Source organism: Nitrosomonas sp. (genome assembly GCF_021731985.1).
Taxonomy (GTDB): domain Bacteria; phylum Pseudomonadota; class Gammaproteobacteria; order Burkholderiales; family Nitrosomonadaceae; genus Nitrosomonas.
On record NZ_JAKFWH010000062.1, the window covers coordinates 63,769 to 89,838 of the forward strand.

27 protein-coding genes are annotated in these 26,070 nt (G+C 47.7%); 9 read left to right on the plus strand and 18 right to left on the minus strand.

Going from position 1 to position 26,070, the window contains the following annotated elements; genetic code table 11:
- The first annotated feature begins 185 nt into the window (after positions 1-185).
- Entirely contained in the window at positions 186-3,302 is a 3,117-nt protein-coding gene (locus QZ942_RS08840) for a peptidoglycan DD-metalloendopeptidase family protein (protein ID WP_292994753.1), read from the plus strand.
- Positions 3,303-3,468: 166 nt separating this feature from the next.
- Here QZ942_RS08840 and QZ942_RS08845 read toward each other — a convergent pair whose 3' ends face one another.
- The 9 genes from QZ942_RS08845 to QZ942_RS08885 all read right to left on the minus strand — a co-directional run bounded on the left by QZ942_RS08845 (position 3,469) and on the right by QZ942_RS08885 (position 12,552).
- A complete protein-coding gene (locus tag QZ942_RS08845) occupies positions 3,469-4,443 on the minus strand; it encodes an IS30 family transposase (protein WP_292994755.1) in 975 nt (324 codons plus the stop codon).
- A gap of 233 nt (positions 4,444-4,676) precedes the next feature.
- On the minus strand, positions 4,677-5,687 hold the full coding sequence (locus QZ942_RS08850) for an STAS-like domain-containing protein (RefSeq protein ID WP_292994757.1): 1,011 nt from the start codon (positions 5,685-5,687) through the stop codon (positions 4,677-4,679).
- A 401-nt stretch (positions 5,688-6,088) separates the two neighbouring features.
- The gene (locus QZ942_RS08855) at positions 6,089-7,180 is read right to left on the minus strand and encodes a hypothetical protein (RefSeq protein ID WP_292994759.1); all 1,092 of its coding nucleotides are present in this window, start codon (positions 7,178-7,180) and stop codon (positions 6,089-6,091) included.
- Positions 7,181-7,245: 65 nt separating this feature from the next.
- The gene (locus QZ942_RS08860; protein ID WP_292994761.1) at positions 7,246-8,073 is read right to left on the minus strand and encodes a hypothetical protein; all 828 of its coding nucleotides are present in this window, start codon (positions 8,071-8,073) and stop codon (positions 7,246-7,248) included.
- Between the two features lie 423 nt (positions 8,074-8,496).
- The gene (locus QZ942_RS08865) at positions 8,497-8,910 is read right to left on the minus strand and encodes a hypothetical protein (RefSeq protein ID WP_292994763.1); all 414 of its coding nucleotides are present in this window, start codon (positions 8,908-8,910) and stop codon (positions 8,497-8,499) included.
- 122 nt (positions 8,911-9,032) lie between these two features.
- Entirely contained in the window at positions 9,033-9,167 is a 135-nt protein-coding gene (locus QZ942_RS08870) for a hypothetical protein (protein WP_292994765.1), read from the minus strand.
- Between the two features lie 278 nt (positions 9,168-9,445).
- Entirely contained in the window at positions 9,446-9,670 is a 225-nt protein-coding gene (locus tag QZ942_RS08875) for a hypothetical protein (protein WP_292994767.1), read from the minus strand.
- 37 nt (positions 9,671-9,707) lie between these two features.
- A complete protein-coding gene (lysS, locus tag QZ942_RS08880) occupies positions 9,708-11,216 on the minus strand; it encodes a lysine--tRNA ligase (RefSeq protein WP_292994769.1) in 1,509 nt (502 codons plus the stop codon).
- 130 nt (positions 11,217-11,346) lie between these two features.
- Entirely contained in the window at positions 11,347-12,552 is a 1,206-nt protein-coding gene (locus QZ942_RS08885; protein WP_292994771.1) for a diguanylate cyclase, read from the minus strand.
- A gap of 420 nt (positions 12,553-12,972) precedes the next feature.
- Between QZ942_RS08885 and QZ942_RS08890 the strand changes: the two genes are divergently transcribed.
- From QZ942_RS08890 to metW, 5 genes are all read left to right on the plus strand, one after another.
- Positions 12,973-13,377 (plus strand): PTS fructose transporter subunit IIA, encoded by a 405-nt coding sequence (locus QZ942_RS08890; protein WP_292994773.1) that lies wholly within the window; start codon positions 12,973-12,975, stop codon positions 13,375-13,377.
- Entirely contained in the window at positions 13,367-13,636 is a 270-nt protein-coding gene (locus tag QZ942_RS08895) for an HPr family phosphocarrier protein (RefSeq protein ID WP_292994775.1), read from the plus strand. Before QZ942_RS08890 ends, QZ942_RS08895 begins: the two co-directional genes overlap by 11 nt.
- Positions 13,633-15,360, plus strand: a complete 1,728-nt coding sequence (ptsP, locus tag QZ942_RS08900) for a phosphoenolpyruvate--protein phosphotransferase (RefSeq protein WP_292994777.1) — start codon at positions 13,633-13,635, stop codon at positions 15,358-15,360. The genes QZ942_RS08895 and ptsP overlap by 4 nt, the downstream gene beginning before the upstream one ends.
- A gap of 142 nt (positions 15,361-15,502) precedes the next feature.
- Positions 15,503-16,630, plus strand: coding sequence for a homoserine O-acetyltransferase (locus QZ942_RS08905; RefSeq protein ID WP_292994778.1), 1,128 nt, complete (start codon positions 15,503-15,505; stop codon positions 16,628-16,630).
- 22 nt (positions 16,631-16,652) lie between these two features.
- The gene (gene metW, locus QZ942_RS08910) at positions 16,653-17,267 is read left to right on the plus strand and encodes a methionine biosynthesis protein MetW (RefSeq protein ID WP_292994779.1); all 615 of its coding nucleotides are present in this window, start codon (positions 16,653-16,655) and stop codon (positions 17,265-17,267) included.
- Here metW and QZ942_RS08915 read toward each other — a convergent pair.
- Positions 17,243-18,091, minus strand: a complete 849-nt coding sequence (locus QZ942_RS08915) for a ferritin-like domain-containing protein (RefSeq protein WP_292994780.1) — start codon at positions 18,089-18,091, stop codon at positions 17,243-17,245. The two genes, metW and QZ942_RS08915, sit on opposite strands and share 25 nt — an antisense overlap.
- 172 nt (positions 18,092-18,263) lie before the next feature.
- Here QZ942_RS08915 and QZ942_RS08920 point away from each other — a divergent pair, with 172 nt between their 5' ends.
- Positions 18,264-18,686, plus strand: a complete 423-nt coding sequence (locus QZ942_RS08920; RefSeq protein ID WP_292994781.1) for an acyl-CoA thioesterase — start codon at positions 18,264-18,266, stop codon at positions 18,684-18,686.
- A gap of 49 nt (positions 18,687-18,735) precedes the next feature.
- On the opposite strand, the gene QZ942_RS08925 is transcribed toward QZ942_RS08920, so the two are convergent.
- Positions 18,736-19,044 carry a hypothetical protein gene (locus tag QZ942_RS08925; RefSeq protein WP_292994782.1) on the minus strand — a complete coding sequence of 103 codons (309 nt, stop codon included), beginning with the start codon at positions 19,042-19,044 and terminating at the stop codon, positions 18,736-18,738.
- A complete protein-coding gene (locus QZ942_RS08930; protein ID WP_292994784.1) occupies positions 19,031-19,324 on the minus strand; it encodes a BrnT family toxin in 294 nt (97 codons plus the stop codon). Before QZ942_RS08930 ends, QZ942_RS08925 begins: the two co-directional genes overlap by 14 nt.
- A gap of 281 nt (positions 19,325-19,605) precedes the next feature.
- On the opposite strand from QZ942_RS08930, the gene QZ942_RS08935 reads away from it, so the two are divergent.
- Together QZ942_RS08935 and QZ942_RS08940 are read left to right on the plus strand one after the other, a co-directional pair.
- Positions 19,606-20,526, plus strand: coding sequence for a sulfotransferase domain-containing protein (locus QZ942_RS08935; protein WP_292994786.1), 921 nt, complete (start codon positions 19,606-19,608; stop codon positions 20,524-20,526).
- Between the two features lie 65 nt (positions 20,527-20,591).
- Complete coding sequence (locus QZ942_RS08940; RefSeq protein WP_292994788.1) at positions 20,592-20,828, plus strand: addiction module protein; 237 nt, start codon at positions 20,592-20,594, stop codon at positions 20,826-20,828.
- 274 nt (positions 20,829-21,102) lie between these two features.
- Here QZ942_RS08940 and QZ942_RS08945 read toward each other — a convergent pair whose 3' ends face one another.
- Genes QZ942_RS08945 through QZ942_RS08970 form a run of 6 tightly spaced genes read right to left on the minus strand, consistent with a single transcriptional unit; the run spans position 21,103 to position 26,064 of the window.
- On the minus strand, positions 21,103-22,032 hold the full coding sequence (locus QZ942_RS08945) for a hypothetical protein (protein WP_292994790.1): 930 nt from the start codon (positions 22,030-22,032) through the stop codon (positions 21,103-21,105).
- 45 nt (positions 22,033-22,077) lie between these two features.
- Positions 22,078-22,764 carry a 6-phosphogluconolactonase gene (pgl, locus tag QZ942_RS08950; protein ID WP_292994792.1) on the minus strand — a complete coding sequence of 229 codons (687 nt, stop codon included), beginning with the start codon at positions 22,762-22,764 and terminating at the stop codon, positions 22,078-22,080.
- Between the two features lie 16 nt (positions 22,765-22,780).
- Entirely contained in the window at positions 22,781-23,422 is a 642-nt protein-coding gene (locus tag QZ942_RS08955; RefSeq protein WP_292994794.1) for an HAD-IA family hydrolase, read from the minus strand.
- Positions 23,423-23,424: 2 nt separating this feature from the next.
- Positions 23,425-24,354, minus strand: coding sequence for an NAD(P)-dependent oxidoreductase (locus tag QZ942_RS08960; protein ID WP_013964728.1), 930 nt, complete (start codon positions 24,352-24,354; stop codon positions 23,425-23,427).
- A gap of 4 nt (positions 24,355-24,358) precedes the next feature.
- On the minus strand, positions 24,359-25,297 hold the full coding sequence (locus QZ942_RS08965; protein WP_292994798.1) for a phosphoglycerate dehydrogenase: 939 nt from the start codon (positions 25,295-25,297) through the stop codon (positions 24,359-24,361).
- The gene (locus QZ942_RS08970) at positions 25,294-26,064 is read right to left on the minus strand and encodes an aldolase/citrate lyase family protein (RefSeq protein WP_292994800.1); all 771 of its coding nucleotides are present in this window, start codon (positions 26,062-26,064) and stop codon (positions 25,294-25,296) included. The genes QZ942_RS08965 and QZ942_RS08970 overlap by 4 nt, the downstream gene beginning before the upstream one ends.
- Positions 26,065-26,070: the final 6 nt, after the last annotated feature.

Below are 26,070 nucleotides of genomic sequence, written 5' to 3' on the forward strand. Positions count from 1 at the left end.
AGTCAGAAAACTAAATAACGCTTTGATTTTAGGAGATTCGTTATTTTTGAGTTATTATCAGAAACGAGACTTAGAAATAAAAAATTGCGTTATTTAGCTTTAGTCTAAGGTCATGAGAATATTTTTTCTTATCAACAAGCTTATGTTATAAATAATGGACACTAACAATAATAGAGGGTAACAAAATGAGTGCTTTCCCAGCAGGTGATTTTCAAAATCCTTTAGCAGGCCTAGAGAAATATTGGAAAAGTCAGGGTTACAATGAACCAAATCCAGATTTTAGTGATAAATACCATATAGGTGAGGACTGGACTTCCGGAACTGGCGACAGTGACATAGGGGACTCGATCAGGGCAGCTGACTATGGAGTGGTCGTTTACCGGGGAAAACCAAGTGATGATTGGGGAAATGTAGTCATAATCCAACATACGCTTCTGACAGGAGAGATTGTAAGCACGATTTACGCCCATCTGGAAGAGTTCTCTGTGTCAGAAGGTGATGTGGTGATTAAGGGTATGGTAATAGGCACCTTGGGGAATGCAGATAACTATTATCCTAACGCGGCCCATTTACATTTCGGTGTTTACCTCGGCGCAATTGATTCTCCTGGAGCGGGTTACTCTCCTTCTAAAGATACCGATCCATATAACAGCGGATACGTCGATCCTAGCTACTTTCTTGAAAATCATTCATCACCCGGTTTAGAACTTTCCGGACCTTTAGGCGGCAACGACACAATATATGGCGGAAAGGGGAATGATGGTTTATCAAGTCTGGCGGGTACTAGCAACACTTTTCTCGGTAGAGCAGGGGATGATACCTACGTTGTACAAAGTCTGGAAGACATAGTCCTGGAGACCACATCGCTAACTAGTTCAAAGGACGCTGGTGGAATCGATACTGTTATCAGTTCGGTAAGCTGGACGCTCGCAAGCTACATCGAAAATCTGATCTTGGCGCCGTATGCAATGGACGGAACAGGAAATTCCCTGAATAACACAATAAATGGAAATGAATATTCTAATGTAATTAAAGGTTTATCTGGCATCGATACTCTCATCGGCGGCGCAGGTATCGACACTCTCAACGGCGGCACAGGCAACGACACTCTCATCGGCGGGATAGGTAAGGATTTACTTGTGGGCGGCCCAGATTCTGACATTTTTGACTTTAATGCACTTAATGAGATGAGCTCAACCACATCCACAGCCGATACCATTATCGACTTCTCTCCTGGCGTGGACAAGATAGATCTTTCAACGCTGGATGCTAATGCAACCACTCCTTCACATGATGCTTTCACGCTTATAACGGCTTTTGAACCTAGACCATTTATTTTCTGGACTACCGGTCAAGTGATGCTCTGGCATGGTGTTCTTTATGGCAATACGGATAATGATATTGCTGCGGAGTTTGCGGTCAATTTAACAGGAATAAGTTCACTAACAACCAGCGACTTGATACTTTATTCTGATTTAGGCTCTACATTCACGCTTACAAATTCTACAGATAATATCACTGGTACTTCTAAGAGCGATATCTTCATTGGTGACAACGTTTCTACTTCTGCTGGCGATACCTTGAATGGTGGATCAGGTACTGATACGCTGAAAATATTTGGTACAAATACTGTTCCCAATATTTCTGGTATTGAACAACTTTATTACAATGCGCCGGGCGGTGCTCTTGATTTGTCAGCTAAATCCGACGTGACCTCGATTGAGGTAGATGGTTTTGGCACACAGACATTAGCTACTGGCAACGGACAAGTGGTCAAATTAACCAATCAAGTTGGTGGTACAACAGCTACCCTTGCAGGTAATACTCCAACGAGCTTGGCGTTAACGCTGGACAAAGCTGGTAGTGCAACAGTTGACGCGACGGTTGCTTTAACGGGTACTGCATTAACACAATTGGATGTTACTGCCTCTGGAAATGATAGTTATATTACGTTGACTAACGCTGGTGCTAAACTTGAGACCATCAATATTGCTGGTGCCAAGACTTTGGATCTTCAGCATGCTTTGACGACTGTAAAAACGATCAACGCAGGGACCGCAACTGGTAATGTATTGATTAGCGGCATTGGCGCTTCCAATCTCGCCTTCACTGGCGGCTCGGGCAATGATATGATTGTGATGGGCGCAACCATTACTGCTTCAGATGTGCTGAAAGGTGGTACAGGGACTGATACACTGAGCGTTTCTGATGCCGATACCGTTGATACCGCTGCTGAAGTAATTGGCCTCACTGAGTTTGAAACTTTTGAAGTTGCCGGTGCAGATGCGACTACCTACAATCTGGCTATTATCGGTGCGGAAAATACCCTTACTGGTTTAGTTATCAGTGAAACGGGTGGTCGTGCAACGGTTTCAAATATTAATGCAGCTACAACCGGTAATATCTCAATCACCGGAGCAGCACCAACAACCCTCACCTTAACTGCAAGTGACTTTGTATCAGGTGGTACTAGTGACACGGCAACCATTTCATTGGACAACAGTACAACTAAGAGTGGTACGGGTATCGATGTGACTTCTCTGGTTTTCGCAAATGCTGACGTTATCAACTTGAAATCCATTGGTGATGGTTCTTCTACCAAAACAGTAGGCGGCGCAGAAGAAAACTCAGTTATTCTGACAGCAGCCGATGTTGAGAAAGTGGTCATTAATGGTGATGAAGCGCTGAGTTTCGCAACAGCTACGGGTACCAAACCAACAGAAGTTGATGCTTCCGGATTGACCAATGATGCGGCAGTGACCATTGATACCGATGCATCGGCAATTACTTCACTGTTGGTTAAAAGCACAGGAAAAAATGACACCATCGATATTGATAATGCTGCGACCGTAACTTCAACCTTATACTTAGGCGGTGGTTCGGATACCGTTACAGTTGATGGGGGTGGTACTGATGCGCATACCTTGATTTACACAGCAACCGCTTTGAATGCAGGTGATATTAAGGCAGGAAATTCTTCAACACTGGCTTTAAGGGGTGTTGCGGCAGGTGATACCGTGACGATTAACTTCTCGTCTGCCTTGGAAGCGCTGTTGAAGAGCGGCAGTACGTTGTTGTCGGCAACTGGTGCTAACATCAATGTTCATGGTACAACACTTAGTGCTACTTCGAATATTGCTGCAGCAGAAGCGGGTGGTAACATGACCCTTCAAATTGATTTGAATGGCGATGGTGCTTACGCCGCCGCAGATGATTATCAACTGACGATTACCGGTACAGGTCTCGATGATACGTTTGTTTATATCGCTTCAACAGACACCTTGGTATTCACAGTGGTATAAAGTATTCACAGTGGTATAAAGAAGCAAGCTGTAAAGAGTTTTTTAGTAAACTGTTTATAGTAGAGGAAAAATAGGGTCTACCATCATATTTTGCAGGATGACAGGCCACAGAACCATAGTTTAATATAGCAAACGGACGGGGATGTGGCTCATGGGGTCGCCACATTCAACCTGCAAGTGCACCACGCGCTATCCTAAACATCTCGTAGGGTGTTTTGTAATTTAAACATTTTCTGGGGCGATTGTTGAGTCGTTTTTCAATACGATTAATTTCGGCAGCAGTGATATTGTTAAAATTAGTGCCTTTAGGCAAATAGCGTCTAATAAGACCGTTTACTTGTTCAACAGAACCTTTCTCCCAGCTATGGTAGGGTTCACAGAAGAAAGACTGTATGCCCAGTCTGTCGTTGATTTCCTGATGCAGTACATTTTCAGAGCCGTTATCATAAGTAATGCTCTTGACCAGTTCTTCAGGATGATTCGATAATCGACGAATAACTGCTGATTTTGTTTCCCTTGCGGTTTTATTCTTCATCAATGATATGTTCACCAAACGAGTAGCTCTTTCTATTATGACGTTCAATCCAGATTTCCTGTCACTCCCGACTACAGAATCACTTTCCCAGTGACCAATTATTTCACGTTTGTCGACCTGCACTGGCCGCAGCGCTATAGATACCCGGTTTTTAATACGTTCAGCAGTACTGCGATAAGGATTCTTGGTCCGTCTTTTTTTATGTTTCCTGGTTAAGCACTCAATGAGATCAGGCGCCTGAATGTAGATGTATTGATAAATTGATTCATGACATATGTATTCCTCAGAACCAGAAACTTTTAATCGGCCAGCAATTAATTCAGGTGTCCAACCGATAGCTAACTTTTTATGCACGAAGCGTCTTATTGATTCCGTCTTCAAACGATACCGCTGAGCGCGTCGTTTTAACCGATGCTCATAAATCTCCTGGGCGCCCCTGATGTAATAATGCCGGCCGCACCAAAGATTGCGCCTAAGTTCCCGACTAATTGTCGTATGCGAACGATTAAGGCGGCGTCCAATTTCTCTCAGTGATACCCCTCGATTTTTCCAGTCTTTGATTAGGGTCCTTTCTGTTTTATTCAAATGGAAGTAATGTATTACCATGTCGCACCTCTGTTATCCAGTTAGTTAATGATACTTAGGATACGGTGGTGCACTTGATTTTTGAATATGCTGGTCAGCGGCTGGGGAGAAGCATGGGGCCAGGTCGCGAATTGAGAATATAGCCGATGAATTAAATATGATTTGTGTTTTGTGACTTTGCTGTGTGTGATGCACTTGCAGATTGAATGTGGACATATGACTTATATTTTACCCATAAAATAATCAAGAAACCACTAACCCGCCTTCGCTCGTGACACCATAACTTTTACCGCTGGAGTCATGTTAACCGGCACAAGCTTGGTATCTTTATGGGCATTCTGGAACACCCGGAATACTTCATCAGAGAAAGCCTGCCCAATTTCTTCAACCCCATCGAAGTCCAGAATTACTGTTTTAAATTTATCAAAACGGAATATCAGTCTTTTAGCCTGTGATCTGGATACAAGCTTTTCACCTTCGTATTGCGCCAATCGAACAGGTACAATTGTTTTGGCGAATGTGTACTCTTCAGGTACCGCAAATTTGTCGAAAATCTCTTTTGTTGTACGTGCGCTGTCATTCATTAGGCGCATTACTACAAGCGTACCCGGCGCATCCTTTGGGCGTTCAATCAACATATCGTCCAATCCGTCTTCATGCATAAAATGCAGGCTTCCAGATCGTATATCAAAAAGATCGAATACTTTGCTGGAAAAGAAGATTTCTTCTCCGGAATGGTTTGCCGGGTCTGTTGTGAATTTTCCCTTTGCCAGTTCCAAGATTGCTTCGCGCGGATCAAATAGGCCAAGCGCCTTCTGGATTTTATTGAATATGCCTTCACCATCATCCGCAACCCAAGCCTGCGTATATAAGGCAGTTCGCGCACCCCAAACGGTAATCTTATTAGCGCCAGAATGATCAATCGCATTGTTGACCATCTCAGTAAATCCATAGCGCCAAATATCTCGCACATTCTCTGACAAGTCTTTCACCATCGGCGCAAATAAAGAAATCCAAACTCTATCTTCGGATAAACCTGCTCTATCGTATTCCTGATAAACGCGATCCAACTCAGAAAGTACATACACAACACCTCGCCCAACAACTCCGTGCTTTACAATCAAACCATTAGATGTCGCGGCTCTCAATCTTGCACTAGCAGATTGACGGGATATACCTAAAGCACTGGCAAGCCTGACGGAAACATTTTTCGGGTCATTGGATACAATCTTTAGCAGGATGCGAGTGGGTTCATTAATCAGCATTTGATATTTTAAACGTAAAGGTTATTTTGATTAATTGTAAACCTATTTGAGTTTAATTGGAAAGGTGTTGCAGAATAAATGTAAAGTTGGGGTGATATAAATGTAAAGCATTAGAAGAAAAATCAAACTGAGGCACTGCCATTTTTTGAGGAAGCTCAATAATGAAACTTACTGTAATCCCTAATTTTCCATTAGAAAATTAGGGATTAAGAGAGGTTGCGTTTCCCTGCATCGAAAATCGATATTACCTGGCAAAACAGATCACAAGTTTCGTGATTGTTATTTTTTTAACCATTATTACCCATTAGAGAAATGATCAGCTTTCAAACGCAAACTTCTCCTTCCGCATTGGTTGATGCGAACGAAGAAGTTTGCTGATGATGCGGTGAATCGTGACAGACTTAATTCACGCGAATGCCGATGTAAGTAGCATTGTTGGCTTCGCTACGCTCGGTAAACGCGCCGTTGTAGTCGATGACCGCGCCGATCCAGTAATTCTGGCCGCTGACCAGATCGGAAGGAATCACCAGGAAGGTATTGTTGGTGGTGTCCGGAGAACCGCGATACAGCGTAACCGTGCCTTCGCCGAGGAACCGGTCGCCGGTACTGATGGTGTCATTGGCCGATAGGTAATAACCAACCTTAGCTGTCAGCGGACTGGTATTGCCGAGATTCTCATACGTCATCTCGAGCTTAATGGTTTGGCCTTTGTTGACGCGGTATACCGGTTCGGTAGTGCCGGCTACTTTGGTCAGTTCTACATTCGAGGTGTTGAAAATGCGAGTACGGCCATGCGTGCTGTATTCGCCGCTGCTACCGGTATGCCGCCAATGGGATACCGCAAGATCATTGGCGCCACCAGCCCACAAGCCGTACACTGCAACCAGTCCGTTGTTAGCATCCTCGCCGCTGTAGGCGGTTGCTGTTGCGCCATTGGCATGGATATGCGTGGGATCTGAACCCATGATGTTATAAACATTGGCAGTGTGCGCCAATCCGGCAGCATGGCCGAGTTCGTGCATGGCGGTGGTCTGGAATGGCCGGAATGCGCCGCCATAGGACGATAAGCTGGCTTTGTTGGTGGTGTGGTGATACGACACGCTGTTATTGAAAATGACATCCGCTTCTTTTAACGTGCAATCACCTTTAAACCATACATACGCAACGGCTGGAAAGGTGCCGATATTCGCGCCGCCATTGGCTTCCCACCAGACCTCGTTTTCGTTGTTATTGGCTGCAACGCCGGGCTCGTTCCAGACGACGCCAAAGCTTAAGTTGCTGGGATTGCCGTTCCAATGCGTGATCACGGAAGATAACGCATCGCGCCAAGGACCCACCGGAAAACCGACGGAAGATGCGCGGGCTGTGTAGCTGTTGCCGCTCCATTTGGTTGCGTTGCCGCCACATTTGATGGTGGTGTAAGCGAATGCATGTTGCGTGACGGTTGCCAGAAACATCGTGGCGAGCAATTGATTTAATCGCGAGAATTTCATTGTAAGTCTCCTAAAAATTGTTCATAACTTGAGTGACGATTGCAAATTCAGGGTGAAAACGCGCTTTAATCCCTGCGAATGGTCATTTCCACGTGATTCGGCGCTTCCAGATCGAGTTTTTTGAGAACCGGTGGTACCGCCGGTGCGGCAACTGGTTTTGCTTTTCCTATTGCGAATTGTTCATGCATTTGCATGCTTTGGACGGGCTTGAGCGAACCGAGCGCTTGCGGTGTGTAGTGCTGGTTGACGCTATCGCTGAGGAATTTACGGAATTGCACCGGGGTCAGCTTGGTAGCATCGGCTGGCGGAGTCCACTCGGCTTTGGTTTCGGTTTCAAAAGTGAATTCTTTGATGCCGATGCGAAGCGTTACGCTTTTCTTGTCTTCGTTAAAATTTCCTTGATCGAGCTGGCCGTTGCTGCGCAGCCAGATTTCTTGCCAGGCATCCGAGTGTACGCCATCCTTGCTGATACGGAAGCGGCCAAAATTACCGCCGACGACCGGTGAGATTTCCACGCCGTTACCGCGCACGAACACGATATCCTGATCGCCGACTTGAAACAGCGGCACGCCTGGAATAATCAAGGTATTGCCAGCATCATCAGGACCGCCGCGGAAGCGTAGTGTGATCAATTTGTCCTGGTTCGAACGACCTTTAAAGTTCCGGGTGATCTCGTAGGTCACATAGGTATGCGGTATAGCGACATCGTCCGCCTGCAAAATATCCGATGTGCGATAGTCGACATCGACGACCTTTCCTTCAAAAATCAGATCAGCCTTATGCACCAGATCCGAAGTGTTGGTGTCGTCCGCGTGTGATGCATGCGTTTGCGGGATAGCAATCGCCAGACTCAAAGTTAAAATCGCTGCTGCTAGTGTTTTTACTTTCATCATATATCTCCTCTTCCGTGGTTAGTTGCTACATTGTTGTGCCGGATTTCAGAAAGCCCGGAAAAATCAAAGCTGCCACGCAAAGATAGTGTTTTTTGTCAGATCAGTCTGTGAGAAAACACACAGGCAGCATTAATTAATCAAAGCACTGAAGGAGGTTAAGAAAACCGTCGGGACTGTCCGCTTAGCAAAGCGATATGCAAGGCATTGATACCTATCGGTTACACAAAGCCGGGTGTTAGGTTCGCTTCCGAGTCAGTTTCGAATTGCATGAGGAAATCAGAAGCTGCCAGACAGAGTCATAGCAGAAAGCGGTTAGAGCTTCTTTACCCGAGCTATTGTGCAGGCAAAGAAACTTGTAATGCTGCAGTAAGTGCGTTACCGCTTTAATTCACCCGAATGGCGATATAAGTGGCGATCTTGGCTTTACTGCGTTCGCATGGACATTGTTGTAATCAATAATGGCATTGATCCAATAATTTTGTCCACTGACCCAAGTCGGCTGGCATGGTAAACCAGGCATTCGAGGTCGTATTGGGAAAGCCACGATACAAAGTGCAAAGTGACCGCGCCTTCGACTAAGAATCGGTCGGTAGTACTGAAAGGATCGTTAGTTGACAAGTAAAAATCAATCTTTGCGGTCAATGGGCTGGTCTTGCCGAGATTTTCATACGTTAACTCGAATTTTATCGTCTGCCCTTTGTTGACGCGGTAAACCGGCTCAGCAGTACCACCTGCTCCGGTCAGTTTAACATTCGACATATTGAGCAGATGGGGTGCCCGGCCATGCGTACTCTCCGCTGCTGCCAGTAGGTCTCCAGTGCGATAACGCGAAGTCATTGAGAGCGCCAGTCCACAAGCAGTATACTGCAACCAAAAAACAGGTCGCGAATCAAGAATTCAATAGATCGATAGCGTCAACCCGATTGATCCTGCTGCCATTGCGCAGTCCTAATCCAATCTCAATCAATAAACGGATTCTCAATTACCAATCCATCAATTTTCTGACCGTGCTGCAAGTCTTCCGTGTATAAACGCGTGCAGCCGGATTCGAGAGCTGCAGCAACAATCAAGGCATCAGTAAAAACTGAAGCCATAGCGCGATTGAAGTTCAAGGCCGCGCCGGTAAAGTGCCGGGCTGGGCATGATTCGCCATAAGGGCATCAAGATCTGTTCCAGAAATCGCTAGGCATTTTCTGTGCTCATGGGAGATGGCAGTTTGCGCGTCACAACGTTGAGCGTCTCCTGGACAACTTGATGGCTGATGCAAGTACTGCGAGTTTCCAGCGCTTTCTGGATCAGTTGTTCTGCAATAGTACGTTTGTGCTAATCGGTTTCGTCGAACAGGTAAATGAAAACATGGGTATCGATAAATTCACCGCGCATTCATTTCGTCTCGCGTGAATTTGCGACCGCCTGTACGTACTTGTCCACGTAATTCCTCGATTAATACCATTGCAGACTCGGTTTGATGCTCCTGTCGCACATAATCTGCCAGCCAGCCGCGGAATTGCTCGTTGAGGGTGGTCTGTTCAGCGCGAGCCCGTTCGCGGGCGGCTTCAATCAGTTTATCGTCCGCACTTAAGGTGATATTTTTCATCCTTTGCATAATCATCGGCGAATTATTTAGCGCTTTCCTAATCTTCCCGTCTTAGTTGCGGAAACAGAATCACGTCGCGGATACTGGGACTGTCGGTCAATAGCATGACCAGACGGTCAATACCGATGCCTTCGCCCGCCGTGGGCGGCAGGCCATATTCCAGTGCGCGGATATAGTCCGCATCGTAATGCATCGCCTCGGCATCACCGGCATCTTTGGCATTGGCTTGCTCCTGAAAGCGCGCTGCTTGATCTTCCGAATCGTTTAATTCCGAAAATCCATTGGCAATTTCACGTCCGGCGATATACAGCTCAAAACGATCGGTGGTTTCAGGGTTACTGTCGTTGCGACGTGCCAGCGGTGAGACTTCTGCCGGATAATCGATAATAAATGTGGGTTCAAACAGTAAATGTTCTGTGGTCTCATCAAACAATGAAAGCTGTAAGCCGCCGATACCATCGTGCGAATTATAGTGTATGCCCAATGCTTGTAATTTATTGATCAGAAATTCACGATCCTGCAATTGCGCATCGGAATATTCCGGATGAAATTTCTGAATCGCCTGGGTAATGGTTAAACGCATAAACGGCTTCGCCAGATCGATTGCTTTTCCCTGGTAGGTAATCTGAGTGGTTCCGAGCACTTTTTCAGCCACACTGGAGAACATTTTTTCGGTGAAATCCATGAGATAACTATAATCCTGATAGGCTTCATAGAATTCCACCATGGTAAATTCCGGGTTGTGCCGCGTGGAGATTCCTTCGTTACGGAAATTGCGGTTTATTTCAAAAACTTTTTCCATGCCGCCGACAACCAGCCGCTTCAAGTAAAGCTCAGGTGCGATACGCAAATAGAGCGCCATGTCCAATGCATTATGATGCGTGGAGAAGGGGCGTGCCGAGGCCCCGCCAGGAATCGGATGCATCATTGGGGTTTCAACTTCCAGATAATCGCGTGCCACAAAGAATTCACGAATTGCCTGTATCACTTTGGAACGTATCGTAAACACCTTACGCGCTTCTTCATTCGTGATCAGATCCAAGTAACGCATACGGTATTTCTGTTCCTGATCGGTCAACCCATGAAATTTTTCCGGCAGCGGGCGCAGCGATTTTGTCAGCAATTGCAGATCAGTCACGCGGATCGAGAGTTCGCCGGTCTTAGTTTTAAATAACGTGCCTTGCGCGCCGAAGATATCGCCCAGGTCATGGTGTTTGAACGCAGCATGCACCGCTTCGCCGGTATGGTCATCCGAAATATACAATTGGATGCGTCCGCTCATGTCCTGAATCGTAGCAAAGCTGGCCTTGCCCATGACGCGCTTTAACACCATGCGTCCTGCCACTTTAGCAACAGTTGGTTGTTCTTCCAGCTGTTCTTTTGTGAATTCGTCAAATTGCTGATGGAGTGCTGCCGCCAGATGCTCGCGCCGGAAGGTATTCGGGAAAGCGTTGCCTGCTTGCCGCAATTCGGTCAGTTTGGCGCGACGTTCAGCAATAATTTGATTTTCATCCTGGGGAGCAGCCGATTGATTTTCCTGGTTCATGTTATGGTTTGTTGTGTAAGGATTGGGAATAAAATTAATGGAGGGATTATACGCTGCAAGCGAGGAATCTCGTCATGTATCAATTCTTGGATTCGGATAGGTTGCCGACCGGACTGAATTTAAATGGTCATTAGCTCGCTATTTCAACCCGGTTTCGCCCTTTATGCTTGGCTATGTAAAGCGCTTCATCGGCTCTCCGTAATAACAGATTTTCGTCCAGTGTTTCTGGCTCTGTGCCGATGGCCACGCCCAAGCTGATTGTGACGGGGACCAGTGTCTGATCGGCATTAATTTCCTGACAGGCTATGGCATTACGGAATCTTTCCGCGGCTTTTAAAGCGCCAATTTGATCATAGGGTGAAATAATTGCCAGAAACTCTTCACCGCCATAACGTCCGATGTATTCATGAGAACGGGCTGATTGGGTCAAACGGTTGGCAATTTCGCATAGCACCGCATCACCTGTGAGATGGCCGCAGGTATCATTAATGGTTTTGAAGTGATCAATATCGATCATGATCACCGCAATTCCAATTCCACCGCGTCTGGCACGCAAGATTTGTTTATGCAGGATATCAAATATGGCGGGGCGGTTGAACAAACCGGTTAAGGCATCATGTGTGACGCGTTGTTGCAATGATTTTTTCTGCGCGATGAGTTGTTTATTTAGTTTTATTCCTTTGTATAACTGGGTTTTCTCAAGGATGATCGCCACTTGACTGGCGATTTGCAGGGATAAATCCTTATGCAGGTTTTTATAAATGCTTTTTTTGCGGTAAGAAAAGAAAACGAAACCAATGGGTTTCCCATCGGCAACCAAAGGACAAATGAGGCAGGAGCGAATGCCTTCTTTAATAATTGCTTGCGTGAGCCTGGATTCCGAGTGCTTTTCCAAATGTGCGGTTAAATCGTCGATGATCAGCATTTCGTTGATGTCGATGATTGCTCGCAAGCCACTGTCCGACATAGGGATTGCAAGGCCAGTGATTAATTCTTGCTTGTCATAATCGGCACGTGACCAATGCAATTTAAGCTTGTTGCCTTCATTCTCGAGTAAAGCCAAGCTAATCCGGTCATAGGGTAAATGATCCTGAAAGGATTCATAAATGTGGTTCAGTACATCGATCAGCTGTAGATTGAGGTTGCATTCAACCATAATCCGATAGAGAGATTGGCTTCTTTCTGACTGTTTCTTGAGATAAGCGGATAGTTTCTTGAGGGATTTACCCAAATGACCAATTTCATCGTCACCGATCGGAATATCCGGTGCGAAATCGCCGCGTGCCATCGCTTCGGCTGCTTTACACAAGGCTGAGATTCGATCATTTTTTTTCATGTCTTTGCCACCGATGAAAATAATGTTGCACATTAAATCAAGACATTCACTTATCAGTATACGCTGGCCACCTCATCAGGCTTTGAGTATTCCTCAGATGATTGATTCACAGGAATAAATATATCGCATTGAGCACGACAGTGGTTGAATAAAGTGACAGAACAATCGTTTAGCAGGCCGTTTAAAAACTTTTTCGAGGCAGCCGATGCAAGGCAAAAACAGGCGAAGAAGCGCAGTTTATGCATAATAAATGAGCATTTTGAGCCTGTTTCTAACGCCGCAGCGGCAACGTAGATAATTTTTCAACGGTCTGTTAGAGGTATTTTCATGTGAATATGCAACAACACAGGGCATTAACGCACGGTCAATGCTAGAATTCTTCAATTGTTGTTTACGAAACCGGGGCAGGATAAAAGCGAGATGATTGGGATATTAGTTCTCACACATGAAGATTTAGGGGATCATATGATTCGTTGCGCAAGCCATGTAGTCGGCATGAAGCCGCCGCAACTACTGCATTTGAGTGTTTTTCCGCAGGATGATCCCGATGCCGTATTCACCCGGGCGCGCGCATTGATAAAGCAACTGGATAGCGGTGATGGGGTGTTGGTACTGAGTGATATGTGTGGCGCAACACCCTGCAATATTGCCAGCCGGTTAATGCAACCCGGTAAAGTGGAATGTATCGCGGGTGTCAATTTGCCGATGCTGGTGCGTGTGTTGACTTATCGTAATGAGCCGCTTCCTGTCGTGATCGAGAAAGGACTGAGTGGCGGCCAATGCGGTGTCATGCATATTGGTGCGGAGCCTTGCCATGCAGACTAAAGAAGTGGAAATTGTCAACAAACTGGGATTGCATGCGCGCGCATCTTCAAAACTGACGAAACTGGCCAGTCAATTCAAGTGTGAAGTCTGGGCGACAAAGAATAATCGCCGCGTAAATGCAAAAAGTATCATGGGGGTTATGACGCTGGCGGCCAATAAAGGGTCGCGCATACAGATCGAAACGACCGGTGACGATGAAGTTGAAGCGCTGGCGGCATTGGTGGCATTGGTTGAAGATTATTTTGGTGAAGGCGAATGAGCTTTATCCTGCAAGGTATTGGCGTATCGGAAGGCATTGCCATAGGGCATGCGCATTTAGGCGCGCCAGCAGCTTTAGAGGTGATGCATTATCTGATTCCGAAAAATCAGATGGACAAAGAGATTGCGCGTCTGGATAGTGCCTTTGCTGTCGTTCGTGAAGAATTTGAGACGCTGCAAAAATCTGTCGCCGATGGTCATGCGCGAGCGGAGTTTAGTGCATTCCTGGATCTGCATCTGATGATCTTGGATGATCCGATGCTTTCCGAAGCGACCCGGAGCATGATTGTGCAGACCCAGTGCAATGCGGAATGGGCGCTGACGCAGCAGATGCAAGAGCTACTGGCGCAGTTTGAAGAAATCGAAGATGCTTATTTGCGCGAACGCAAAGCCGATGTGGTGCAAGTTGTCGAGCGTGTGCTCAAAGCGATGCTGGGACACCCCGGTTATTTGCCGGTGGCATCGAGACTTACCGGCGATAGTATTCTGGTTGCGCATGATTTGAGTCCTGCTGATGTCATGCAGTACAAACAGCATCAATTTACTGCCTTCCTGACCGATTTGGGCAGTCAAACCTCGCATACTGCGATTGTTGCGCGTAGTCTCAATATCCCATCTATCGTGGCGTTACATCAGGCGCATCGGTTAATTCTGGAAAATGATCGTCTGATTGTGGACGGCACGCATGGCATTGTCATCGTCAATCCGGATAAATATGTTCTGGACGAATACCGCCTGCGGCAAGGCCAGCTGGAGCTGGAGAGAAAAAAGCTACAGCGTATTAAGAGCGTTGTCGCGGTAACACTGGATGGCACACCGATCGATTTATACGCCAACATCGAACTGCCGGAAGATATCGAGCAAGTTAAAACCAGCGGTGCCACAGGCATCGGTTTGTTCCGCAGCGAGTTTTTGTTTCTTAATCGGGATGACTTGCCGAATGAAGAGGAACAATTTGAGGCTTACCGGACTGTTGCAGTCAAAATGCATAAACAGCCGGTTACCATTCGTACCTTTGATCTGGGGGCGGATAAAAGCCTGAAAGGTGCCGTGCAAGTTGCGGCTAATCCGGCATTAGGGTTACGTGCTATCCGGTTGAGCCTGGCGGAGCCGAGAATGTTTCATACGCAACTACGCGCTATTTTGCGCGCATCTCAATACGGCGATGTTCGTATCCTGGTACCGATGCTATCTCATGTGGCGGAAATTGATCAAACGCTACATCTGATTGAATACGCAAAACAGACCTTGCGCGATGAAAAGATTCATTTTGATGAGCACATTAAAGTCGGCGGGATGATTGAGATTCCGGCGGCTGCGTTGAGTCTGAATCTCTTTATGCGAAAGCTGGATTTTTTGTCCATTGGTACCAATGACCTGATTCAATATACCTTGGCTGTTGACCGGATCGATGATGCGGTGGCGCATCTTTATGATCCGTTTCACCCAGCCATATTGTGGCTGGTTTCGCATATTATTCAGAGTGCCAATCACGCCAAAGTGCCTGTATCGATTTGTGGTGAGATGGCCGGTGATAAGCAGTTTACCCGGCTGCTTCTAGGTTTCGGGCTGCAGCAATTCTCCATGTACCCGGCGCAATTACTGACAGTGAAAAACCAGATATTAAAAAGCCATTTGCCTGATATTATTCCGCTGACACAAAAGATTATGAAAACGGATCAGCCGGAAAAGATGGCTGCATTACTGGCTAAGTTGAATGATTAGAAAAACTCTGAAAGAACTAATTGCGATCAGGGTGAACTAGCCGATGGGTTTATCAGAGTTTTCCCTAGTGTATGCCAGTTTTTTTGACGATATAATTGGTAACAAGATAGTTAGTCGTTTCTTCAGGATTTTCCTTATATAAATGCAAGATTCAAAATCAGTTGGTGTTGTGACACCGCAATATGTAACCATTGACAAGCCGTTGCAATTGAAAAGCGGATTGATGCTGGATAGCTATCATCTGGTGTATGAAACCTATGGACAACTGAATGCAGCCCGATCCAACGCGGTATTAATTTGTCATGCGCTTTCAGGCAATCACCACGTGGCCGGTGTGTATGCGGATAAAGAGAAAAGCTACGGCTGGTGGGATAACATGGTGGGTCCTGGCAAGCCGATTGATACCAATCGCTTCTTTGTGATGGGTGTGAATAATCTGGGCGGTTGCCACGGTTCTACCGGTCCTGCCAGTATTGATACGAAAACCGGAAAGCACTACGGCGCGAGTTTTCCGATTGTTACCGTGGAAGATTGGGTGGAAACCCAGGCGCAATTGGCCGATCATTTGGGGATTGAACAGTTTGCGGCAGTAGTCGGCGGCAGCCTGGGCGGGATGCAGGCAATGCAGTGGACGCTGAATTATCCGGAAAAGGTACGCCATGTGCTGGTGATTGCCGCAGCGGCCAAACTGACCGCACAAAATATCGCGTTTAACGATGTAGCCCGCCAGGCAATCATGACCGACCAGGAATTTTACGGCGGGAATTACTACGCTTACGACACTTTACCTAGACGCGGCTTGCGGCTGGCTCGCATGCTGGGACATATCACTTATCTGTCTGACGATTCGATGGCAGCAAAATTTGGGCGCAGTTTGCGTAATGGGGATCTTTCTTTTGGTTTTGATGTTGAGTTTGAGATCGAATCCTACTTACGTTATCAGGGCGACAAATTTGCGGATTTGTTTGATGCCAATAGCTATTTGCTGATGACCAAAGCACTAGATTATTTTGATCCGGCCAATGCCTACGGGGGCGATTTAAGCGCGGCTTTCCAGGTTGCCAAAGCGAATTACCTGATTTTATCGTTTACATCCGATTGGCGTTTCTCGCCGGAACGTTCCCGGGAGATTGTCAAAGCGCTACTGGATAACAAGATTAACGTGAGTTATGCAGAAATCACCTCCAGCCACGGCCATGACTCGTTTCTGATGGAAACGCAGTATTACCATCAACTGGTGCGGGCGTATATGGACAATATTTCTACCTGAGTGAAAGAGCTATTAATTAACCATGACTGATACAACAGCACCATTAACCATCGCATTACGCCCGGATTTTGCCGCCATTGCCGAATGGATTAAACCCGGCGCAAAGATTCTGGACTTAGGCTGCGGCGACGGTTCATTGCTACGCTATTTGCGCGACACACGGAATGTTTTTGGCTATGGCGTGGAAATCGACGACGACAATCTGCTTAGTTGCTTTCGTAATGGCATTAATGTGATCCAGAATGACCTGGAAGCAGGGTTGTCCAGCTTTGAATCGGGCTCGTTCGATTATGTCATTCTGTCCCAAACTTTGCAGGCCATGCGACACACCGAAGGTATCATTCAAGAAATGCTGCGGGTGGGTAAGGAAGGGATCGTCTCATTTCCCAATTTCGGCTACTGGAAAAACCGCATGCAGGTTATTTCCGGGCATATGCCTGTGTCAAAAACTCTGCCGTATCATTGGTATGACACGCCCAATATTCATTTATGTACGTTGGGTGATTTTGAAGCGCTGTGCCAGCAATGTGACGCGCGTATTCTCGAGCGCAGGGTAATGAACGGTGATCATCCGGTTAATTTCCTGCCGAATCTGATGGGGATGCTGGCGTTTTACCGCTTTGAGCGGCGAGAGTAATCGAGTTTTCCGGAATGTGCTGTGGAAATTTCCATGCATTCAAGCGCCTTTAGCTCGGTTATCGTAAAACCTGCTTTTTGTCTTGCTGCATAATCAAATGGACCGGATATCCGTCGTGTAAAGTATTGGCTGATCAATTCTCGAAAAGTCTGCTCTGAATCCAATTCGCGTTGCTGACAAAAATATTTAAACCAGCGCGATCCGATCGCTACATGTTCGACCTCATCATGCAAAATGATCTCTAACACTGCGACCGTTTTCTCGTCACCGACCTGACGCAATCGTTTGATAATTCCGGGTGTTACATCCAATCCTCTGGCTTCCAGCACACGTGGCACCAGCGCCATGCGCACCATCGGATCAAACGCTGTGCGCTTAGCCATATCCCACAAACCATTATGTGCCGTGAATTCTCCATAGTCGGTACCCAGCTCATTCAGGCGCGTACGCAACAACTGAAAATGATAGGCTTCCTCTTCCGCCACTTTTATCCAATCGCTGTAGAACTGTTCAGGTAGATCACGGAAACGATATACGGCGTCCCAGGCGAGATTAACAGCGTTGAATTCGATATGCGCCATTGCATGGACTAGGGCAGCAAGACCCGCTTTGGTGCCCAGGCCGCGTTTGGGTACCTTATCGGGTGCCACCAGAACAGGTCTGGCCGGATGTCCAGGCTCACCAATCGGTTCAGGTCCGTCTTTGCAATCTAAAGACAATAAGCCGTCACGCCATGCTTGTGCCGTTTGCTCGGCCAAATGCAGTTTTTCTTCGATTTCACAGGTGATCAGGCAGTGTTCGGCGGTTTCAAATAAGGATTTCATAAGCCTGATTTAGGTAGAATAATTTTCTGGCCTCATTCTCCTGTGTTTCCCAACGAAAAGCGAATGAACCGATTGCTATGCTGATTGCGAGGTTTAAAAAGACAGATACTGACCTTAGATGAGAAGACTATTGTATTCTTGCAGTATCTCTATTCATCAGCTAAATTCCTCCATGCATAACATACCGAATGATACGATACTCCATGTTCCGTTGCCGGAAGGTCAGCCCATATTGCGCGTGGTGCCGATGCCATCGGATACTAACTATGCCGGCGATATTTTTGGTGGCTGGATCATGTCGCAAGTGGATATGGCTGGCAGTATCCCGGCTATCCGGCGCGCACGCGGTCGAGTTGCAACGGTGGCCGTCAATTCCTTTGTATTCAAACAACCCGTGTTTGTCGGCGATATCGTCAGCCTCTATGCCGAAATTATTAAAGTGGGTCACACTTCGATTACCGTCGATGTCTCGGTATACGCTCAGCGTGGCGTGCGGGAAGGCGGGGAAGAGATCTGCATCAAAGTCACCGAGGCCGTACTGACTTACGTTGCCATTGATGATAACCGGCGGCCTAAAGTGGTGCCGCAGGAATAATTGGATTGGATGAAAGCTTAGCTGTGCTGAAAAGCATCAGTCTCCTAGCCTAACCAGTACGTCGCTTGGGGCGTGAAGTCAGGCTGGAAGGCTTTTCAATCAGGCGGCCGGAGGCGTATTTGTGTAACACGCTGGCGATAAACGTTTGGTACGGAATGCCTTCTTCCAGCGCTCGTGCCTGAATATCCATTAGATCGGGTGAAGATAAACGAATATTGATTCGCTTATCCTTAGTGAAAGTGGCGCTAGCCGCTGCTTTGAATTTGGCCAGATTTTCCTTCGAAGGTGAAGTTGACTTGAGTTCGCCTTTTTCAGAAGCAGCCAGAATATCTTCTTCATAGGTATCAAGTTTTTTCATCAGAATTGTTCCTTAACAAGTATTCTCGGGTAGCCTTTCTGCTCGGAATTACGGTTTTCAGAAAGAAGTAATCTGTTTCTTCAACGTAGGGTACCAAGTAAACATAACCATCGAGTGCCACGACGAGAATAGACTGATTGGGATATTTCTCCGGATTGGAGTGATGCAACTCATCCAGCAAACCGTCGGCTTCGATAGCCAGCACTATTTCCTCGAATGAAATGCCGCGATCTTTTTTTAACACCTCATTTTTGCCGTGATTCCAACGAAATGGTTTCATAGAGATAGTTTATATTGGTGTGTGCCTAATGTCACCTATTTGTGTGGGGGAGCAGTTAGGAAATCTGAATCCAACTGATCGAAGCCGTGCTGACTAATAACAGCCGATGGTCAAAAGTGATGCCACAGGAATGATAGGATTCGGTGAGAGCAAATTGGACGCTTATTAAACCGAGTACAGACTTGGTGCTACCCATTTCTTTACCCGCACACCGCATCGCTTGCTAAATCGAGAGTGTCCCTGTAAGTTAACAAGCTGTCATTTCATAACAGGTCAGAAAGATGCTGAATCTACCCCAACGCACGCATATTTACCAGAATCACCATTTTGACAGCACGCGCTGGGATTATTTCGAATCGCGCGCTGATGATATTGTCATCGCAACATCCTACAAAGCCGGCACGACGTGGACACAAGCAATTGTTGCGCACCTGCTCTTTCCGGACGGGAATTTTCCGGCGCCGCCATCGCAAATGTCGCCGTGGCTGGACATGCGGATTATTCCGCTCGAATTAGTTCTGAACAACTTGAAGGCGCAGCAGCATCGCCGCTTTATCAAGACGCACTTGCCGCTCGATGGCGTGCCTTATAATGAAAAGATCAAATACCTCTATATCGCCCGCGATACCCGTGATGTCTTCATGTCGTTGTGGAATCACTATACCGGCATGAAGGAAGAAATGTTAATGCTCCTGAACATGCTGCCTGGGCGCATGGGAGACGAACTCCCGCCGCCGCCGGATGATATCCATACCTTCTGGCAGAATTGGATAACGCGCGGTTCGTTTGCGTGGGAAGCCGACGGCTGGCCGTACTGGTCCCATCTTTCTAATGTTCAATCCTGGTGGAATTTCCGTCATCTGCCCAACATTCAGTTGTTCCACTACAGCGACATGCTCGCGGATACCGAGCGTGAGGTTCGCCGCATCGCTGCATTTCTGGAGATCGATGTGCCCGATCAGGCATGGGACGGCATCATCAAAGCGATCTCCTTTACAGAGATGAAACGCCAGGGCGAGCTGTATGCGCCGGGAGGTGGTCAGTTCTGGAAGGGCGGCGCGGAGACGTTTATGCACAAAGGTACCAATAACCGCTGGCGCGACGTACTCTCTGACGAAGAATTGGTGCTTTATGACACCGCTTGCGGGCGTGCGTTGACTCCGGATTGCCGCGAATGGCTGGAGAGTGGTGGGACGATTTGACGGAATTTTTGATTGACCGATAAGTTAGCTATTATAGGGACTGGTTGTATTTCTACGGAGCACTCATGAAAACTGAAATTTTGAACAAACTTCATTCCGAAGCGCTCATGTTACCGGAAGCAGAGCGTGCCGAGTTGGCGCATGCTTTGGTTAAAAGCCTGGATGCGCCCGATGATGCGGATGTATTGGAGGCTTGGGATAAGGAAATTCTGCGCCGCCTTGTTGAGATTGATGCGGGCACCGCGAAGTTGATTGATCGAGATAAATTTCGGCGGCGAATGCAGGCACGGATAGGCGGCTGATTGTGCGCCGGGTAAAGATTCTTGTGGAGGCCCGCTAACACAGACACTGAGCCGCGCCACTGCGAAAACGACAGGAAACATCGTGTGCTTTTTCGATACAGGTATGAATGACCTGTTCAGTGGTTTAGTCTCTACCGCGAGTAGTAGGGTGTCAATAAGCGAAGCGCATTGCACCGGAATTTTCATTCGGTGCAATAAAAATTACGTTCCATCTTGATTTGATTATTTCTCGATTGATGCGCCTCCCTTCATCGGCACATCCTACCGCGCTTTTCTACGGTGCAACACTGACAATCCATTCAATCAATCCAGCATTGATTGACAGCTCAGACAGTTTTTTTGAATCCCAAATTTGGAAGCCGCCCTCTGTATTCTGATTGATGTAGTTCTGAAGATCTTTGCTGGGAGTGTGTGTCACGTAAAAGAATTTGTCATACTCCACCATGCTGCCCATTCGGCTTTTGTATTCCAGAAAAGTGGCCAGATTGCTTTCTGACTTGACTTGAACAATTGCTCTTTCATTCGTGACCGGAGCAAGAAATTCTATGTCGATTGTCTTCGTGGTATTTCCAAGAACTCCAATCCTTGACCAGCCTGCGGAACGAAACAGAAGATCGATGAATAATTCGAAATCTTTTGGATTAAGCTTTTTAATTAGGAGCTCAAGGTTGCCTTTCAATGATTGGATATCCTTTTCCACCGACACAAGTTCTTTACTCTGTGTGTTGTTGATTTTGTGGAGTAGATATTCTTTTTCTTTGATATCGCAAATGGTTCCGCGAAAACCTTGTACCTTGGTCAGTCGACCGCTCAGGTACTGAATGAAAAGACTATTCCCCTTCGAATCAGTGTCTTTCCAACCACTGAGAGTCATACGTTCTTTTGTACCGTCGCTGTTCAGGGAGAGTTCTCTGGCAGCGTAACAGTACCAAAGCTTCCCATTGTAAAATGTAATCCACATTGTTGAATCGGGTTCTTCATAGAATTTCCGAATTTGATTCTTGTGACTTGTGGTGGCTGAAGGCCAAGTCTTGTAGAGATCAGTAATTTGGTGCTCAACCCAATCCCAGTCTCCATCCAGACACTTTTGATGGTCTATCTCTTTATATCCTAGTTTTAGAATTCCTTTTTCTTCGAGGCATTCATGCTCATAATTCCCCTTTTCGCCTAGCTTGATGAATTGGATATTACCGGGATTATGCATATTTCTTCCTAAGTGCCTGAAGGCGAGTAACTGGGACATTCTATTTTATTGTGCTTCTGTCTCAAAAACAGTAATCGTTGCATGAGTGCGTTGCAATAACCAAACAATTGGCAGCTTCGAATCAGGATACTCGTTCAAGTGATTCAACAACCGGCGTTTGGTTTTTCCGGTAACTACCAACACAATATTTTCACTCTCCGCCAGTAGTTTCAACGAAAGACTCACTCGTGGCGACGGTGCAACCGGCGGCGCAACGGCGACACAGTGATGCGTAGTGGATAGATCAGGATTCATCCCCGGAAACAACGAAGCAATATGCCCATCTTCTCCCAAACCTAGTACTGTCAAACTCAATGGCAGCGGCAGCTTATCCAAGCGCTGATGAATTTCATCGATGGCGGCAAAAGGATTGTCGTGATGGGTTTTAAGTCCGACAAAGCGTGTGTTTGTGTTTGTGGGGAGGTGATTCATCAGGTGTTGCTTGACCAAATGCTCGTTCGATTGCTCATCAGTAACATCGACCCAGCGTTCGTCGCTGAGCGTGACAGTAATTCGATCCCAAGGCAGCTTACATTTTGCCAGTGCGGGCAGGTAATAGCGTGGCGTGCTGCCGCCGGGGACGACCAGTGTGGCTTGGGGTTTATGGGCTAGCGTGTTTTGTAGTGTTGTTGCGGCAAAGTCGGCAAAGGCCTGACTCAGTTGTTCGATATTCGGGAAGACATGGCGTTGCATCGGGAAGCTGATGCGCTTACGCGACTAACCCGCGTAAATCGGGAACGATTTCGACATGTTCGGGAAAAGGATTGGGGTCGCCGGGATAGACGCGGCCCAGGAAAGCGGTGCTGTTGGCTTGCGCGCCTTCCAAATCCGCCATGGCATCGCCGATCATCAGTACCGATTCCGGTTTTAGCGCGTGTTTGGATAAAATTTCCGCGATGATGGTTTTCTTGAGCGCTGGGGCGCCACGCACTTCGGTGAAATAAGGCGTTAACCCGCGACGTTCGACGATGACTTTGAGTTCTGTTTCTGGTGTGCCGGAGGCGACGAATAAAGGAATTCTCCCGGCTTGCTGGCGGATGAGTTCGACTGCACCGGGCACAGCCTCTGCGGCAATGACGGCTTCTACGACCAGTTCGGAAAAGCGGATATCCAGTTGTTTTTCTTCTGCTTCCGTTAGTGGCGGTTTTGAAAGGAAGTGTTCCTGAAAGTAACGGAATTTGCGGTAGCGGGACATGCCGCCGTTCTGGGTATGAAATTGCACCACTGCTGCGACGATTTCTTCGCCGTAAGAGCGATAGAGTTCCGCGAATGCCTGGGTTTTGATTTTTCCGGATTCCACCACGACGCCGTCAAAATCGAAAATGATCGCCTGCCAGTCGAAATTTTTCATGATTAGGCACGATTGTCCGAGGTGGCGGGGGTGGCGTCGTCGTTTTCATCGCCGTGATGCAGGTCTTGGTGAATTTCCCGCAGGCAATCGAGTATGCCCTGCCCCAGATCGACATGTTCATTCAGAACCAGCTTGCGGCCAACGCGGGGTTGAAACGCGTACGGCGTGATTTCGTAGTGGTGCACGGTGTTGGCTTCGTCAAAATGCAATTCAACCGGCCACGGCAGGATTTCCGAGATCATTGTCATGACCTCTTTGATGCGCAATCTTTCCTGACCGGTCAGAATCATGTGACGGTTGGCAAATTCCGGCGCCAATATTTGTACGCTCATACGTGCCGCATCTTCCACATGGATATATTCCCGCATGGCGTCGCCACTGCCTTTGTAGGTAATGGAGTGATGGGCGACGGCTTCGTGCAGCATGCGATAGATGCCGTTGCGTTTATCAGAGCGCCGGCCATACAGCGAGCCATAGCGCAGAATGCTGTAGTCCAGACCGTAGCGCTCATGGTAGGTTTCCGTGAAACGTTCCGCCGCCTGTTTGCTAGCGCGATAAAAAGAACCGGATTCGGAATAGACATAAATGCTGCTGGCGAACACAAAGCGACGGGCTCCGGCAATGCGCGCGGCTTCCAAAGCATGCATATTGCCCAGCACATTGATGGTTGCAGTGGGAATGGGTTTGTCGTTGGCTTCATCAATATCAGCAATTGCGGCAAAGTTATACACGATGGATGTTCCCTTGGCAGCCTCGATCACTTGGTCGAGATTCATGATATCGCCAATGATCATTTCCTGATTACTTTTAAGATAGGGCGAAGGGCTGCGGTCAAATAACCGTACCCGGTAACCTGCGGCCGATAATGCGTCGGCAACATGGCTGCCCAAAAAACCACTGGCGCCAAATACAACAACCGTTTCATTCACCATAATGTTATCCGTTATTGATTAGACCTGCTTTGATTAAACCCTGCAGCAGGTTCTCAGCCGCTTCAATTTCCATCAGTTGGCGTGATTCCCGGGCAAGAGAGCCGACATGCGACGTCAGGATGACGTTGCCGCTTTCGATTAATGGGCCATGATAAGGCTCTTGCTCGAACACATCCAAGGCGGCGGCGCTGACTTTGCCCGCTTGTAATGCGGCCAAGAGCGCGTCTTCGTCGACCAATCCGCCGCGCGCGGCATTGATGACAATCGCCTCAGGTTTCATAGTCGCGAATGCCTTGGCATTCAGCAGATGATGCGTATCCGGTCCGTAAGGCAGATGCAGCGTGATAATGTCCGCAGTGGCCAGCAATTGTTCCAGGGATATCAATGCGACATCGGCAGGCACTTGACTTGCATACGGGTCGTGCGCAATCACTGTGGCCTCAAAAGCCTGACACAGACGTGCAACACGCCGGCCGATATGCCCCATGCCGATGATGCCGACGGTTTGCGCAGCAAGCAGACGGCCTTGCGTGCGCGGCCATTCGCCGTTACGCACCGATTGATCAATCTGGCGGATTTGCCGCAACAGGGTCAATATCAATCCCATTGTCAGCTCAGCTACCGCTTGTGCGGGGGCTTCCGGCGTGTTGAAAACCGTAATGCCATGCTTTCTTGCCGCCGCCAAGTCGACACTGTCCATCCCGGCACCACAGCGCGAGATGACTTTCAGATTGCTGGCAGACTGAAATACGCGCTCGGTCAATGGCTCAATCCCGGCGATCAGGCCAGTTGCGCCTTCCTGCAGTAATTCAATAATCTCATCCTCGGTGAGTTTGCGCCGGTGCGGATTGGTGATGACCCGCATACCGCTCTGCAGCAACTGTTGGATATGCGGATTGTTGTCAATGTCGAAGGAAGAAGTGGAAATGACAAATGTGTTCATGGTGTTTTAAGTGTTGCGCGGATACTTTGCAAGTGGGTGCGGCAGATGGAATCCAGAATGCGAATATCCAGACCATAGCCGAGAAAGTTAAAACCGGCTTGAATGCGTTGTTGCAGTGCTTCCAGATCCGGTTCGATGACATGAATGCCGCCGGGTTTTTTGGCGCGGCGGCCAGCTTCCAGAACTTGTGCGATGGCGGTTTGTACATCCGGGTGATTGAGATCGCCGGGGCGACCCATCGAACCGGATAAATCATACGGGCCGATGATGTAGGCATCGATACCTGGCACAGCCAGAATGCTATCAATGGCTTTGACCGCATCGACATGTTCGATCATCACGACGATCACCGCATTTTCATCCAGCCATTGCCGGTAAGCCTGGAAACTGTTGCCATATCCCTGAGCGCGCGCAAGGCCGACGCCGCGTTGTCCGCGTGGCGGGTAATACACGCCATCGACTGCGGCTTTGGCGTCAGCGGCGGATTTGATCATCGGAACCATCACGCCGGTTGCCCCGGCATCCATGACGCGTTTGATCTGATCGGGGTGGTTTGAGGTCAGGCGCACGATGGCCGGGCATTGTTTGCCATCCAGCACCTGGATGATGGACTGCACTTCGCTGAGTTCCAGTACGCTGTGTTCCATGTCCAGCACCAGCCAGTCAAATCCCGCCGCCGCCATGATTTCGGCAATTGATGGATGCCCCAGTGTGACCCATGAACCAATGGTTAATTCGGACCGGCTCAATCTTGATTTTAGTGACATAATTAT

Coding starts and splice junctions, on each gene's coding strand:
- QZ942_RS08840 (WP_292994753.1), top strand. CDS start 186: ATGAGTGCTTTCCCAGCAGGTGATTTTCAAAATCCTTTAGCAGGCCTA.
- QZ942_RS08845 (WP_292994755.1), bottom strand. CDS start 4,443: ATGGTAATACATTACTTCCATTTGAATAAAACAGAAAGGACCCTAATC.
- QZ942_RS08850 (WP_292994757.1), bottom strand. CDS start 5,687: ATGCTGATTAATGAACCCACTCGCATCCTGCTAAAGATTGTATCCAAT.
- QZ942_RS08855 (WP_292994759.1), bottom strand. CDS start 7,180: ATGAAATTCTCGCGATTAAATCAATTGCTCGCCACGATGTTTCTGGCA.
- QZ942_RS08860 (WP_292994761.1), bottom strand. CDS start 8,073: ATGATGAAAGTAAAAACACTAGCAGCAGCGATTTTAACTTTGAGTCTG.
- QZ942_RS08865 (WP_292994763.1), bottom strand. CDS start 8,910: ATGACTTCGCGTTATCGCACTGGAGACCTACTGGCAGCAGCGGAGAGT.
- QZ942_RS08870 (WP_292994765.1), bottom strand. CDS start 9,167: ATGGCTTCAGTTTTTACTGATGCCTTGATTGTTGCTGCAGCTCTCGAA.
- QZ942_RS08875 (WP_292994767.1), bottom strand. CDS start 9,670: ATGAAAAATATCACCTTAAGTGCGGACGATAAACTGATTGAAGCCGCC.
- lysS (WP_292994769.1), bottom strand. CDS start 11,216: ATGAACCAGGAAAATCAATCGGCTGCTCCCCAGGATGAAAATCAAATT.
- QZ942_RS08885 (WP_292994771.1), bottom strand. CDS start 12,552: ATGAAAAAAAATGATCGAATCTCAGCCTTGTGTAAAGCAGCCGAAGCG.
- QZ942_RS08890 (WP_292994773.1), top strand. CDS start 12,973: ATGATTGGGATATTAGTTCTCACACATGAAGATTTAGGGGATCATATG.
- QZ942_RS08895 (WP_292994775.1), top strand. CDS start 13,367: ATGCAGACTAAAGAAGTGGAAATTGTCAACAAACTGGGATTGCATGCG.
- ptsP (WP_292994777.1), top strand. CDS start 13,633: ATGAGCTTTATCCTGCAAGGTATTGGCGTATCGGAAGGCATTGCCATA.
- QZ942_RS08905 (WP_292994778.1), top strand. CDS start 15,503: ATGCAAGATTCAAAATCAGTTGGTGTTGTGACACCGCAATATGTAACC.
- metW (WP_292994779.1), top strand. CDS start 16,653: ATGACTGATACAACAGCACCATTAACCATCGCATTACGCCCGGATTTT.
- QZ942_RS08915 (WP_292994780.1), bottom strand. CDS start 18,091: ATGAAATCCTTATTTGAAACCGCCGAACACTGCCTGATCACCTGTGAA.
- QZ942_RS08920 (WP_292994781.1), top strand. CDS start 18,264: ATGCATAACATACCGAATGATACGATACTCCATGTTCCGTTGCCGGAA.
- QZ942_RS08925 (WP_292994782.1), bottom strand. CDS start 19,044: ATGAAAAAACTTGATACCTATGAAGAAGATATTCTGGCTGCTTCTGAA.
- QZ942_RS08930 (WP_292994784.1), bottom strand. CDS start 19,324: ATGAAACCATTTCGTTGGAATCACGGCAAAAATGAGGTGTTAAAAAAA.
- QZ942_RS08935 (WP_292994786.1), top strand. CDS start 19,606: ATGCTGAATCTACCCCAACGCACGCATATTTACCAGAATCACCATTTT.
- QZ942_RS08940 (WP_292994788.1), top strand. CDS start 20,592: ATGAAAACTGAAATTTTGAACAAACTTCATTCCGAAGCGCTCATGTTA.
- QZ942_RS08945 (WP_292994790.1), bottom strand. CDS start 22,032: ATGCATAATCCCGGTAATATCCAATTCATCAAGCTAGGCGAAAAGGGG.
- pgl (WP_292994792.1), bottom strand. CDS start 22,764: ATGCAACGCCATGTCTTCCCGAATATCGAACAACTGAGTCAGGCCTTT.
- QZ942_RS08955 (WP_292994794.1), bottom strand. CDS start 23,422: ATGAAAAATTTCGACTGGCAGGCGATCATTTTCGATTTTGACGGCGTC.
- QZ942_RS08960 (WP_013964728.1), bottom strand. CDS start 24,354: ATGGTGAATGAAACGGTTGTTGTATTTGGCGCCAGTGGTTTTTTGGGC.
- QZ942_RS08965 (WP_292994798.1), bottom strand. CDS start 25,297: ATGAACACATTTGTCATTTCCACTTCTTCCTTCGACATTGACAACAAT.
- QZ942_RS08970 (WP_292994800.1), bottom strand. CDS start 26,064: ATGTCACTAAAATCAAGATTGAGCCGGTCCGAATTAACCATTGGTTCA.